This window comes from Bernardetia aquimarina, from assembly GCF_042180575.1.
GTDB lineage: Bacteria > Bacteroidota > Bacteroidia > Cytophagales > Bernardetiaceae > Bernardetia.
In genome coordinates, this window is sequence record NZ_CP170094.1 from 4462151 (window position 1) to 4474307 (window position 12157).

Here is a 12157-nt window from a genome sequence, read left to right on the forward strand (position 1 = left end):
ACGGATTAAAAATTACGAATGATTTTGTATCTTCCTCAAAATAATCTTGTTAATACAGTGTTTAATAAATTATTTGATGTTTTTTGTTCATTCAACTCCTCAGAGTTGAATGAAACGCTTCCTCAGAACTAAATGCACAAAAATTCACTCACAAAATATAAGATGACTTATTAAACAGTGTATCTATACTGAATATTTATTTCGTAATCTGTAATTTTTAATTGTTTCACGATGAAAAAGCCTATCATTTTTTCTATAGACGACGACCCACAAGTAGCACGAGCTATCGAAAGGGATTTGCGTAGTGAGTTTCGCAAAGAGTACAAAATTATCAGTACGACTTCAGCCAATGAAGCATTAGAAAGTTTAGAAGAATTTAAAAAACAAAACGAAGAAATTGCTCTTTTTCTTGTCGATCAGCGTATGCCTGATATGTTGGGGGTAGAGTTTTTGGAAAAGGCAAAGCCTATTTATCCAAGTGCAAAGCGTGTTTTACTGACAGCTTATTCTGATATTGAAGCAGCTATAAAAGCAATCAATGATGTTCAGTTAGATTATTATTTACACAAACCTTGGAATCCTCCTCAAGACAAATTATATCCTGTTTTATATGAATTATTGGAGAGTTGGAAAATATCTTATCAACCAGATTTTGATGGACTTAGGGTTATTGGTTATCAATTTTCGCCACAATCTCACGAGCTAAAAGACTTTTTAGCAGGGAATCTTTTTCCCTATCAATGGCTAGATTTTCAACAAAACCAAAAAGCAAAAGAGCTTTCAGAACTTCATAGTTTTAATGAAAATGATTTGCCTGTTGTGGTTTTTGAAGAAGGAGAAATACTCAAAAAGCCAACTAAAAATGAGCTTGCAGAAAAATTAGGGCTTTCTACCACAGCATCAGAAGATATTTATGATGTTGTAATTATTGGAGGAGGACCTGCTGGACTTGCAGCAGCCGTTTATGGTGGTTCGGAAGGATTAAAAACACTTTTGATAGAAAAACACGCCCCTGGAGGACAAGCAGGAACGAGTTCACGAATAGAAAATTATTTAGGTTTTCCTACGGGTTTGAGTGGTTCTGAACTTGCCAAACGAGCAACTACACAAGCGCAGCGTTTTGGCGTAGAGTTTTTAGTTCCACAAGAAGTAACAGGAATTACTCTAAAAGGCAAATATAAAATTTTGAAACTAGCTGATGATAAAGAAATCATTGCTAAAAGTGTCGTCATTAGTTCTGGAGTTTCTTATCGCAAACTCAATAATAAAGGAATGGATGATTTTACAGGGGCAGGAATTTATTACGGAGCTGCCACTACTGAGGCTCTTTCTTGTTCAGAAAAAAGTGTTTTTGTTGTCGGTGGTGGAAATTCGGCAGGACAAGGAGCAATGTATCTTTCTCGGTATGCCAAAAAAGTAAATATTGTAGTCAGAAGAGAAGATTTGTCTTCGTCTATGTCACAGTATTTGATTGACCAAATCAATGGAACAGAAAACATTGAAGTTTTGCCATTTACTGAAATTATAGAAGCAAAAGGCGACGGACATTTACAAAATGTAGTTTTACAAAGTACGCAAGACAATTCTACAAAAGAAGTAGAAGCTGATGCTATGTTTATTTTTATAGGCACAAAACCTCATACCGAATGGATTGATTTGGATATAATAAAAGATGAAAAAGGATTTGTAGAAACAGGTAGAAACCTCTTGGCTTATGATGAAATAAAGAAAATTTGGAAACACAAACGAGAACCTTTTACCTTAGAAACTTCTGTAAAAGGAATTTTTGCAGCAGGCGATGTACGTGCAACAGCTATGAATCGTGTTGCTTCAGCAGTAGGAGAGGGTGCAATGGCAATCAGTTTTGTACATAAATATTTGGCTGAAAATTAAATTTTTTTGAGATGAAAATTATATTTCTACAAATTAGAATTACTTTTAATCTGCTCATTCAACAAAACGTCTTGTTCTGAAAAATACACTTCTACATCGTCGTAGGTTGTGATTATTTTCCATTCTGTTTGATTTTGAAGATTTTCAATTTCTCTTAAAATTTTGCTTTCCCTATGTTGTAATTTATAAAGTAGTTGCTCTAAAAACTCAATATCATTTATCGTTTCAATATCATAATCAAAGGCAATTCCTTTTTCTAGTTTTTCCAAAATTTCATTGAGCCGTTCTTCATTTCCTTCTTCAAAGGCTTTTTGAGCTTGTTTGAAAAGTTCTTCGGCTGCTTTTTCGTTTTTAGGTTTTACTTTATCTGGGTGGCAATGTTTGACTATTTCTTTGTATAGCTTTTTGAGAGAAGTGTATTTTTCTTTTTTGTGATTATGAACGGCTTTTTGCTTATAATTTTCAAAGCTAGATTCAAATTGTTGCTTGTCCTCTTTAGCTTGTTTCCAATTTTGTTTGTCTTCTTCTTTTTCTGTTTTTTCTTGACTTTGACAGCTTTTGCTTTTAAGTATCTGATAGTCAATGTTTTGTGTTTTTTTAGTTGCACTACATTTTTAGGTTAAGTATTTGTCTATCAAGTTTTTAGTTGTCATATTAGGTAGTTTTTTAAGTTTGATTTTCTTTAGTATGCTTTCCGTTTCTTGATTCATCGCTGAACGAACATAAAAATCCTCTTTATTTTGTTTTAGATGACTTACTTGCATCGCATTGAGTAGTCTTCTAAGTTCATTTTCAGTATAAGGCAAAGCTGCTTTTTTGAGTTGATATTGCAAGTTACGCAATAGTGCAAAAGATAAATAACAGAAAGCAAAATGTCCTTTGATACGCTCATCAGTCCAATGAAACATCGGTCTAGTTTCTAAAAAACTCTTGAAGGTTCGGAAACTTTGCTCTATTTTATATAAGTGTTTGTATTGCACTAACATTGTTTCTTCTGAGGTAGTAGGGGGACACTACAAGTGATGACTTTTAAACCATCGTAGAGGGCTTGCTCTGCTATTTTTTGTTCATCTAGCCGATAGCTATTTTGCCCTTCTTTTTTCAAAAAATAAAGAGCTGCCTTTTTTTCTAACTGAGAAGGATTTTTGAGTAATTGAGTAGCTTTTGCAATGCGTTCTTCTCGTTTGATTTTATCTTTTTTTGCTCGCTGTGGACTGTATGTACAAAGTAGTTTTTGTTCTTTGTGTAAGATAGCTTTGTACTGAATGTATATTTTTTTAGCTTCTTCTTCAGTATCATCTAGCTCCAAAACTTGGTAACTTGTTTTATCTAAAAGTTGCTTTTTGATAGCTTTAGGCAAACTTTTTAGACGACCTCCTAGTAAAAAATCGTAGCCCAATACTTCTTTAATTTGTTCACAATTTGAAGTATTCAACATGCCACTATCAGTCACCACCATCACTTTATCAATCGGATAGCTCTTCTTTAATTTTTCTATTTCACTCACTAAAGTATGTCCTTCATATTGATTTCCTGCATATAAACCATAGCCTACAGGCAGCCCATTTTTGTCTAACAATAAGCCCAAAACTATCTGTGTCTGATCTATTTTGCCATCTTTACTAAATCCTTTTTGACGTAAAGCACCTTCTACAACAAGTTCTGAATCAAAGTAAAAAGTGGTTACATCATAAAAAACAACATCTAAGCAATAGGACTCAAAAGATTTATTTTTTTCATAAATCAAACGCTGCAAAGCATCACTATACTGACTCAACTTGTCCAATGTCCGATAAAAATGTTGAAGTTCTAACTTTTCTAAACCCAAAAAAATCGCTCTGTGTATGGTAAGTTCCCAACTTGGATAGGGGAGATGACCAACGATTGCAAAGCATTAAGACGACCATTTCCCATAAATTATACTTCAAATGATGCTTAGATTGTATCGTTTCCAAAAAAGTATCTATACCAAAAGTACGAAGTAAGTGTTTGACAACCAACGGATAACCATAGTTATAACGACCCACTTCTTTGGCTAAACTGTGAGCCAAATCTTCTAAATTGCCTTCTCCCAAAACGTAAAGTTGTGTCCCTATTCGCTGCAAACTCTCAGCACTATAGTCTGACACTTTACCCAAACTGTAGAGTGTTTCTTGGTGTACTTTTTTACCACTACGTACATTTTTGCAGATACGCAGGTAATACTCATTGCCTTTTTTGTCTTTTCATAAAAATGCCATAGGAATACTAAAATTAGGTGTCGAAAACAAAAAGGCAAGTTTAGCATAAAAAAAGGACATTTACAACATCTTTTCGCACTACATTTTTAAAAAAAAAAGTGCCAATACGATTCAATTTAGGTATTTTGACTACTACAAGTGTCAAACTCAAGAAATATGTGGTACTTGGGAAGATATTATTCTGTAATACTAGCAATTTTTATTTGTAGGGAAAAAGCATGTTTTTTCCTAAAATAGCCATTTATAGTTTAATTATGAACTATACAATTACCTATTGGGTAGGAAAAGACACGTCTTTTCCCTACAATTTTCAAAATATCAAATTACAGATAAAACGAGTAGGTGCAAAAATTGTCGGACAACCAAAATATATAACGATATGATGAGATATAAAAAATGAACTGATTTTAAAGTATATCATTTCACTTTTTTAAATCTAAAATTATTAATTTTAAGTGTTTTTTTTGATAAAAATTTTAAGAATAAAAATCCTCCACAGCCTTCTGAGCATCTATAAAATCAAACTCAAAACCTGCTTTTACTATTTTATCCTCACTTGCTTTTATACTTCTCAAAACTGATTCGGCTTGTTGCCCTAAAAGCAAATACATAGCAGGTTCGGGGACATTTGGTAAAAATAATGGTTTATCCAAAGAGTCTGCAATAATGCGTGTCAATTCTGCATTAGTTACAGAATTTGGAGCAACAGCATTATAAATTCCTGTCATTTTATTATCTTCAATCGCCTTTATAAAAATTCTACAAAGGTCGTCGATATGAATCCAAGAAACGACTTGATTTCCATCTCCCAAAGCTGCACCAGCCCACGCTTTTACAGGTTTTGCCATTTCTACAAGTGCGCCACCTTTATCACTCAAAACAATTCCGATACGAATAATAGTAGAACGAATATTGGAAGGAACTTCAGCGTGTGCTTTTTCCCATTCGACACAAACGTGTGCCAAAAAATCATTTCCTGCTGCATCATCTTCGTGTTTTAGAGATGTTTTATCACTCTCTTCGATTCCATAATAACCAATCGCAGATGCTCCAATATACGTTTTGACATGATGGTCAAGAACAGTCAGTTTTTCTACTAAAAGAGCCGTTGAGAGGGTTCGACTTTCCATTATTTTTTCTTTTTGAGAATCTATCCACGCTTTTTCCATAATACCAGTTCCTGCCAAATGAATGACACAATCGGCTTTTTGTATGGCTTCTTCTTCCATTTCGCCAGCTTCTACATCCCACTCATACACCGTAACCCCTGGAATATGACTTCCCGAACGGCTAAGGTGCATTACTTCATAATTTCCAGTTGCTAATAAAAGTTCGGTAAGACGAGTTCCAACAAGCCCAGAACCTCCTGTAATCAATATTTTTTTCATAAAATGTAAAACAAAAAATGTACTTATAAAAATGATTTAATATTTTACTTAACTCTAAATTTTGAAAAACGTTTTGAGTTTTTCTAAAGAAGCTACTGCAAAGGTTTTGTGTAGAAAAAGATTTCAATGCAACATCCTATTTTGAAGAAATACAAAAAATAGCAAACTCATCGAATTAAATTCAAAAATTCCTTGTTTTTAAAGATTATAGTCTGTACTTTTGCACCCAAATTAAGGATAAGCCTTAAAGATTCAATCTCTTTAAAAGTACCTAAAAAGCTCCTATAAAAGTGTCTGAGAACCAATTATCTGATTCTACAAAGAAAAAAATTGCTCGTTCGTATCATCTTCAATTTGGAGGTTTTGCACTTGTGATGCTTCTATGTATGCTGATATTTCAGTTTTTTGCGCCTCAATATTATTTACCTCAAGTTTGGGGTGTTTATGTTGGAATTACACTTTTATACTGGATTACAGGAATGATTACGCTACGTTTTTTGGGAACAATTAACTTTGGTTATGCGATAATGATTTTTAAGACAGTACGTTTACTCTTTTGTGCCAGTGTAGCACTTGCTTATGTGCTTTTGGGTGATGAAGGGTTTATTCAACTCGCTTTTGTGATGCTTTTTTTATATTTTGGTTATTTATTGTTTGAAATTCGTGCATTGTTACCTAACTTGCAGCGCAATTCAGAACAAGACTCAGAGAAATCGTAAATAAACCATTACTAGCCAACGTTCTTTATACGTTTCTAGTTCAATTTAGGTTTAGACAAAAAGAAATTAATTTTCAGCGTAAATTATAAATTACACTAATACGGAATCAAGTGAAGAATAACATTTTACCTTCTGTCAAATTCAACTACTTAAAAGTTACTTTTTTAAGTATAATGCTTTCATTTTTTGCACTTACAACTGCAACAGCTTCTGGAGGAGATGATGGAAAACCATTTGATGTTTCTCAAATGATTAACCATCACATTCTTGATGCTCATGAATGGCATTTTTATACCACTACGGATGAGGCTGGAGTTGAACATCATGTTTCGCTTCCTTTACCTATTATTCTTTATACAAATGGGCAAATTGATGTGTTTTCATCTGGAGAATTTTATCATTCTGAAAATAACATTGTTACAAAAGGAGATTATACCTACAAACTAGAACATGAGCATGTAAAAGTAGTAGATGCACAAGGGAATGTGCAAAGTGATATTCATCCATTAGATTTGTCTATTACAAAAAATGTAGCTTCAATGATGATTGCAGCATTTTTACTTTTAATTATTGGTTTTAGTATTAGAGGAGCATACAAAAAACGTGAAGGACAAGCACCAAAAGGAATGCAGTCTTTCTTTGAACCTATTATCGTTTATCTTCGTGATGATTTGGCTATTCCAAATATTGGCGAGCATAAATACAAAAAATATTTTCCTTATCTATTGACATTGTTTTTCTTTATTTGGTTTAATAACCTTTTAGGTCTTATGCCAACAGGTGCAAATACCTCTGGAAATATTGCTTTTACAATGGCTTTAGCAGCTCTTACACTTATCATTACTAACATATCAGGAAACAAACATTATTGGAAGCATATCTTTGCTATGCCTGGTGTGCCAATTCCTTTATTGCCTATTATGATAGTAGTAGAGCTTATTGGTATTTTTACAAAGCCAATCGCTCTTATGATTCGTCTTTTTGCTAATATTACAGCAGGACATACAATTATTTTAGCCTTGATTGGAATTATCTTTATATTCAAACAAGCTCTTTTGGGTATTCCAGTTGTTCCTTTTGTTTTTGCTATGATGTGTTTAGAATTATTTGTTGCTCTTTTGCAGGCTTATATCTTTACGCTTCTTACAGCACTCTTTATTGGTCAAGCTATTGCAGATGACCATCATTAAGAATCACTTACCAGTTATCAGTAATGTAGTTACCAGTTAAATACAATACTGAAAAGCTAGTTTTCAATTAGAAGGAAAAGATTAGAATAGGAAATGTAATTATGTATTGTATTACTTCTTAATTCTAATTTCATACTTCTAACTTTATTTTCGGATAAATTTCAGAATATAAGATAGTTATTTCAAAACGGTAGGTTTTATTTAAAAATCTGTATTCACTTTATATAGTTAATTTTCTTTTCATTTTCTTTTAAATTTTAGAATTTATGTTCGCATTTATCGCAATGTTATTACAAGTTGTTGCAGAAGCTGCTCCTTACGCTGCAATTGGTGGTGGTCTTGGTGCTGGTTTAGCTGTTTTGGGTGCTGGTCTTGGTATTGGTCAAGTTGGTGGTCGTGCTATGGAAGCAATGGCTCGTCAGCCTGAAAAATTAGGTCAAATCCAAACTGCAATGATTATTGCAGCAGCCCTTATTGAAGGCGCAGCTCTTTTTGCTATTGTAGTTTCACTTATTATTGGTCTTTGGAAATAATAAGAAACTAAAAAGATTAAGTAGTAATAACTAAATTTTATTACTACTTAGTTTTTTGATAAAAAGAACTTAAAGAAAGTTGTAAAACTATATTCTCAAGAAATAAAAAAAAAATAATCATAAAATTTTAGTTTAAATTATGGAATTAGTAACTCCCAATCTTGGTCTGATAATTTGGACACTTATTATCTTCCTTTTACTCGTAGTTGTATTAGGTAAATTTGTTTGGCCTACAATTACAAAAGCACTTTCAGACCGTGAGCGTTCTATCGAAGAGGCACTTAAAGCTGCTGAGGCTGCACGTATGGCAAAGGCAGATTTAGAAAATGAAATTGAAAAAATTCGTCAAGAAGGACGTGTTGAGCGTGAGCAAATGATGAAAGAAACTCGTGTAGTGGCTTCTAAAATGGAAGAAGATGCTCGTGAGCGTGCAACAAAAGAATATAACCGTATTTTGGAAGATGCAAAACGTGAAATTGATACACAAAAGCAAAATGCTATGGCTGATGTCAAGAATCAAGTTGCAAAACTTTCATTACAAATTGCTGAAAGATTAGTAAAACAACAATTAGCTGATGATTCTGCACAAAAACAACTTGTAGAAAATTATTTAAGTGATATAAAAGTTAATTAATAACTGTTTTTCAAAATTTGTTTATTGAAAATGAAAATTGAATAAAGTGATAATTTTTAAACTGCTTATTATCATTAAATTCGTAATTTCTAATTCATAATTAGCTATGCTGATTATTTCATAATTCGTAATCGTATAAAAATATGTCAGATATTCGTGTTGCTTCTCGTTATGCCAAATCAGTTTTTGATTTAGCCAATGAATACTCTACTTTGGAAGAGGTGCATAATGATATGGTAAATATCAAAGATACTGTTGAAGGAAGTAGAGAATTGGAAGTTCTTTTAAAAAGTCCAATTGTCAATTCATCAAAAAAATTATCTATCTTAAATGCCCTTTTTGGAAATAGCAATGATTTGACAAAGAAATTTTTTACACTTGTAGTAAAAAAAGGACGTGAAGCAGACCTTTTTGAAACTGCAAAACAATTTCATTTGCTTTACAATTCTAAAAAAGGAGTGGAAATGGCAGAAGTAATTACTCCTTTTGAACTTACAGATAATTTACGTAACTCTTTCAAAGACAAAGTACGTCAGCTTTCTGGAAAAGATGGAGTAGAGCTTACGGAAAAAATAGATAAAAGCCTTATTGGAGGTTTTATCCTTAATATTGAAGGAAAACAAATTGATGATTCTGTCAAAACTCGCCTTCAAAAAATAGAACAGTCTCTAGTAAAATAAATATAAAATCCTAAACGAAGGCAAAGCCTCGTTGATGGTTAGATGATGAAAGGTAATTAATAGAAAAATTTTGTACCTTTGCAATCTATTCAAAAAATAAAATTCAATCGTAACTGTTAAATTCACGAATAAATGGTCAGACCTGATGAAGTTTCAGCAATTCTAAGAGAACAACTCTCTAATGCAAAAACAGACGCTCAACTCGAAGAAGTAGGAACTGTACTTCAAGTAGGTGATGGTGTTGCTCGTATCTACGGACTCTCAAATGCTCGTGCTGGTGAGCTTATCGAATTCAATAATGGCTTGACTGGAATGGTCTTGAACCTTGAAGAAGATAATGTAGGAGCTGTACTCTTTGGAGATTATACAAACGTAGGTGAAGGCGATTCTGTCAAAACTACTGGACGTATTGCATCTCTAAAAGTAGGTAATGGAATGGTAGGGCGTGTAGTTGATACACTAGGAAATCCTATTGATGGAAAAGGACCTATTGCAGGAGACCTTTACGAAATGCCACTTGAGCGCAAAGCACCAGGTGTAATTTATCGTGAGCCAGTAACAGAACCTCTTCAAACAGGTATCAAGGCGATTGATGCAATGATTCCAATCGGTCGTGGTCAGCGTGAGCTTATCATTGGCGACCGTCAGACAGGTAAAACTGCTGTAGCGATTGATGCGATTATCAATCAAAAAGAATTCTATGATAAAGGAGAGCCAGTTTTCTGTATCTATGTAGCTATCGGTCAAAAAGCATCTACGGTTGCTGGTATCGTTGCTTCATTAGAGCGTTACGGAGCTATGGCTTATACAGTTATTGTTTCGGCTTCGGCTGCTGACCCTGCTCCAATGCAATTTTTTGCGCCATTTGCTGGTGCTGCAATCGGAGAGTTTTTCCGTGATACAGGTCGTCCTGCTTTGGTAGTTTATGATGATTTGTCAAAACAAGCTGTTGCTTATCGTGAGGTTTCTCTTCTTCTTCGTCGTCCTCCAGGGCGTGAAGCATATCCAGGGGATGTATTTTATCTTCACTCTCGTCTTTTGGAGCGTGCTGCAAAAGTTATCAATGATGATAAAATTGCACAAGAAATGAATGATATTCCAGCTTCTTTAAAAGAGGCAGGTATCGTAAGAGGTGGTGGTTCACTTACAGCCCTTCCAATCATTGAAACACAAGCAGGTGACGTTTCTGCCTATATTCCAACTAATGTAATTTCGATTACAGATGGTCAGATATTCTTAGAGACTAACTTATTTAACTCTGGTATTCGTCCAGCGATTAACGTAGGTATTTCGGTATCTCGTGTAGGTGGTTCGGCTCAAATTAAGTCTATGAAAAAAGTATCTGGTACTTTGAAATTAGACCAAGCACAATTTAGAGAACTAGAAGCATTTGCAAAATTTGGTTCTGACCTTGATGCAGCTACCAAACTTGTTATTGAGCGTGGACGTAGAAATACAGAAATGTTGAAACAAAAACAATTCTCTCCAGTAGAAGTAGAAAAACAAGTTGCTATCATTTATGCTACTACAAATGGTATTACTGATAATGTTCCTACTGAGAAAATGAAAGATTATGAGCAAAATTATCTAAGCATTTTGGAGCAGAATCACAGAAAAACATTAGACGAACTTCGTGCAGGAAAATATACGCCAGAACAAACTGACGTGCTTGCAAAAGTAGCTAAAGAAGTAGCTAAAACGTATAATGTTGCAACTGCAAAAGCATAACTCTTGTATAACAGACTTCCAAGTCTGTTTGGAAATAGTAAAATGTTATTAATTGCTATGTTCTGTATAAATTATATACAGAACATAGTTTTCAAATAAAAAAATGGTTTTTGTACAGACTAGGAAGTCTGTATTACTTTAAGAATAGCCTTCAAAATATACTATGGCAAATTTAAAAGAAGTTCGTGGAAGGATTGTATCTGTAAAATCCACCCAACAGATTACAAAAGCAATGAAAATGGTAGCTGCTGCAAAGTTGCGCCGAGCTCAAAATCGTATGATGCAAATGCGTCCGTACGCTCAAAAGTTGAGTCAAATTTTGCAAAATGTAACGGCTTCTCTTGTTGGAGATGATTTTGAAAGTGAGTATAGTGAGGTTCGTGCAGAAGAAAAAATCTTAGTTGTAACTATTACATCAGACAAAGGACTTTGTGGAGCTTTTAATACGTATGTTCTTCGTGCAATGCAAGGTTTGATTAACAAAAAATATAGCCGTCAAAATTCTTTAGGAAACGTAACAGTTATGCCTATCGGAAAGCGTGCTTTGGATTATGTTCGTCGTCGTAATCTAAAATCTGTGAATGACTATTCAGCCGTATTTTCTCAAAAAGAAATTACTTTTGATTATGTTCGTGTTGCAGCAGAGTATGCTATGGACGAATTTGTAAAAGGAAATTACGATAAAGTAGAAATTGTTTACAATGAATTCAAAAATGTTGCTACACAGATTGTACGTGTAGAACAATTTTTACCGATTGCTCCTCCTACTGAAAAAGTGGAAGAAAAAGTATCAAGTAAGCCATCTTTACTCAAAAAAGAAGAATTTACGGCAAGTGTAGATTATATCTTTGAACCAGATAAAAAAGAAATTTTAGCAGACCTTATTCCTCAATCTCTCAAAACACAGTTTTATAGCAAAATCTTAGAATCAAACGCAGCCGAACAAGGCGCACGTATGACAGCTATGGATAAAGCGACTGAAAATGCAGGAGAGCTTCTTAAAGAATTGAAATTGAGTTATAACCGAGCTAGACAAGCTAACATTACAAAAGAAATTTTGGAAATTGTTGGTGGTGCAGAAGCATTAGAGCAGAGTTAATCTTTTTAGTGATTAATTGTAAATTATAAAAGTCATCTGAAATTAATTATATT

Annotated in this window: 14 protein-coding genes; 9 read left to right on the forward strand and 5 right to left on the reverse strand. The window is 33.6% G+C overall.

The window, feature by feature from the left end; all coding sequences use genetic code 11:
* Positions 1 to 231: 231 nt before the first annotated feature.
* On the forward strand, positions 232 to 1893 hold the full coding sequence (locus ACE193_RS19080) for an FAD-dependent oxidoreductase (RefSeq protein ID WP_375559813.1): 1662 nt from the start codon (positions 232 to 234) through the stop codon (positions 1891 to 1893).
* Between the two features lie 26 nt (positions 1894 to 1919).
* On the opposite strand, the gene ACE193_RS19085 is transcribed toward ACE193_RS19080, so the two are convergent.
* The 4 genes from ACE193_RS19085 to ACE193_RS19100 form a co-directional block, all read right to left on the reverse strand.
* A complete protein-coding gene (locus tag ACE193_RS19085) occupies positions 1920 to 2162 on the reverse strand; it encodes a hypothetical protein (protein ID WP_375559814.1) in 243 nt (80 codons plus the stop codon).
* A gap of 345 nt (positions 2163 to 2507) precedes the next feature.
* Positions 2508 to 2879, reverse strand: coding sequence for a hypothetical protein (locus tag ACE193_RS19090; RefSeq protein ID WP_375558916.1), 372 nt, complete (start codon positions 2877 to 2879; stop codon positions 2508 to 2510).
* Positions 2873 to 3721, reverse strand: coding sequence for an IS1634 family transposase (locus ACE193_RS19095; protein WP_375558917.1), 849 nt, complete (start codon positions 3719 to 3721; stop codon positions 2873 to 2875). The genes ACE193_RS19090 and ACE193_RS19095 overlap by 7 nt, the downstream gene beginning before the upstream one ends.
* Positions 3657 to 4022 carry a hypothetical protein gene (locus ACE193_RS19100; protein ID WP_375558918.1) on the reverse strand — a complete coding sequence of 122 codons (366 nt, stop codon included), beginning with the start codon at positions 4020 to 4022 and terminating at the stop codon, positions 3657 to 3659. The genes ACE193_RS19095 and ACE193_RS19100 overlap by 65 nt, the downstream gene beginning before the upstream one ends.
* Positions 4023 to 4387: 365 nt before the next feature.
* Here ACE193_RS19100 and ACE193_RS19105 point away from each other — a divergent pair, with 365 nt between their 5' ends.
* A complete protein-coding gene (locus tag ACE193_RS19105) occupies positions 4388 to 4516 on the forward strand; it encodes a hypothetical protein (protein WP_375559815.1) in 129 nt (42 codons plus the stop codon).
* A 93-nt stretch (positions 4517 to 4609) separates the two neighbouring features.
* Here the strand turns inward: ACE193_RS19105 and ACE193_RS19110 are convergent, their stop codons facing one another.
* Positions 4610 to 5521, reverse strand: a complete 912-nt coding sequence (locus tag ACE193_RS19110) for a TIGR01777 family oxidoreductase (RefSeq protein ID WP_375559816.1) — start codon at positions 5519 to 5521, stop codon at positions 4610 to 4612.
* 290 nt (positions 5522 to 5811) lie between these two features.
* Between ACE193_RS19110 and ACE193_RS19115 the strand changes: the two genes are divergently transcribed.
* The 7 genes from ACE193_RS19115 to atpG all read left to right on the forward strand — a co-directional run bounded on the left by ACE193_RS19115 (position 5812) and on the right by atpG (position 12104).
* Positions 5812 to 6240: a hypothetical protein gene (locus ACE193_RS19115; RefSeq protein WP_375559817.1), complete on the forward strand. Its 429-nt coding sequence runs from the start codon at positions 5812 to 5814 to the stop codon at positions 6238 to 6240.
* A 110-nt stretch (positions 6241 to 6350) separates the two neighbouring features.
* Positions 6351 to 7430 (forward strand): F0F1 ATP synthase subunit A, encoded by a 1080-nt coding sequence (gene atpB / locus ACE193_RS19120; protein ID WP_375559818.1) that lies wholly within the window; start codon positions 6351 to 6353, stop codon positions 7428 to 7430.
* Positions 7431 to 7696: 266 nt separating this feature from the next.
* Positions 7697 to 7963, forward strand: a complete 267-nt coding sequence (gene atpE / locus ACE193_RS19125; RefSeq protein ID WP_375559819.1) for an ATP synthase F0 subunit C — start codon at positions 7697 to 7699, stop codon at positions 7961 to 7963.
* Between the two features lie 139 nt (positions 7964 to 8102).
* On the forward strand, positions 8103 to 8597 hold the full coding sequence (gene atpF / locus ACE193_RS19130) for a F0F1 ATP synthase subunit B (RefSeq protein ID WP_375559820.1): 495 nt from the start codon (positions 8103 to 8105) through the stop codon (positions 8595 to 8597).
* Between the two features lie 143 nt (positions 8598 to 8740).
* On the forward strand, positions 8741 to 9277 hold the full coding sequence (gene atpH, locus ACE193_RS19135; protein WP_375559821.1) for an ATP synthase F1 subunit delta: 537 nt from the start codon (positions 8741 to 8743) through the stop codon (positions 9275 to 9277).
* 132 nt (positions 9278 to 9409) lie between these two features.
* Positions 9410 to 11005: a F0F1 ATP synthase subunit alpha gene (gene atpA / locus ACE193_RS19140; RefSeq protein WP_375559822.1), complete on the forward strand. Its 1596-nt coding sequence runs from the start codon at positions 9410 to 9412 to the stop codon at positions 11003 to 11005.
* A 163-nt stretch (positions 11006 to 11168) separates the two neighbouring features.
* Positions 11169 to 12104: an ATP synthase F1 subunit gamma gene (gene atpG, locus ACE193_RS19145; protein WP_375559823.1), complete on the forward strand. Its 936-nt coding sequence runs from the start codon at positions 11169 to 11171 to the stop codon at positions 12102 to 12104.
* Positions 12105 to 12157: the final 53 nt, after the last annotated feature.

Bases quoted from the DNA above. Each gene is read 5' to 3' on its own strand.
- ACE193_RS19110 (WP_375559816.1), bottom strand. From the start codon at position 5,521: ATGAAAAAAATATTGATTACAGGAGGTTCTGGGCTTGTTGGAACTCGT.
- ACE193_RS19090 (WP_375558916.1), bottom strand. From the start codon at position 2,879: ATGTTAGTGCAATACAAACACTTATATAAAATAGAGCAAAGTTTCCGA.
- ACE193_RS19080 (WP_375559813.1), top strand. From the start codon at position 232: ATGAAAAAGCCTATCATTTTTTCTATAGACGACGACCCACAAGTAGCA.
- atpH (WP_375559821.1), top strand. From the start codon at position 8,741: ATGTCAGATATTCGTGTTGCTTCTCGTTATGCCAAATCAGTTTTTGAT.
- ACE193_RS19105 (WP_375559815.1), top strand. From the start codon at position 4,388: ATGAACTATACAATTACCTATTGGGTAGGAAAAGACACGTCTTTTCCC.
- atpF (WP_375559820.1), top strand. From the start codon at position 8,103: ATGGAATTAGTAACTCCCAATCTTGGTCTGATAATTTGGACACTTATT.
- atpE (WP_375559819.1), top strand. From the start codon at position 7,697: ATGTTCGCATTTATCGCAATGTTATTACAAGTTGTTGCAGAAGCTGCT.
- atpG (WP_375559823.1), top strand. From the start codon at position 11,169: ATGGCAAATTTAAAAGAAGTTCGTGGAAGGATTGTATCTGTAAAATCC.
- atpA (WP_375559822.1), top strand. From the start codon at position 9,410: ATGGTCAGACCTGATGAAGTTTCAGCAATTCTAAGAGAACAACTCTCT.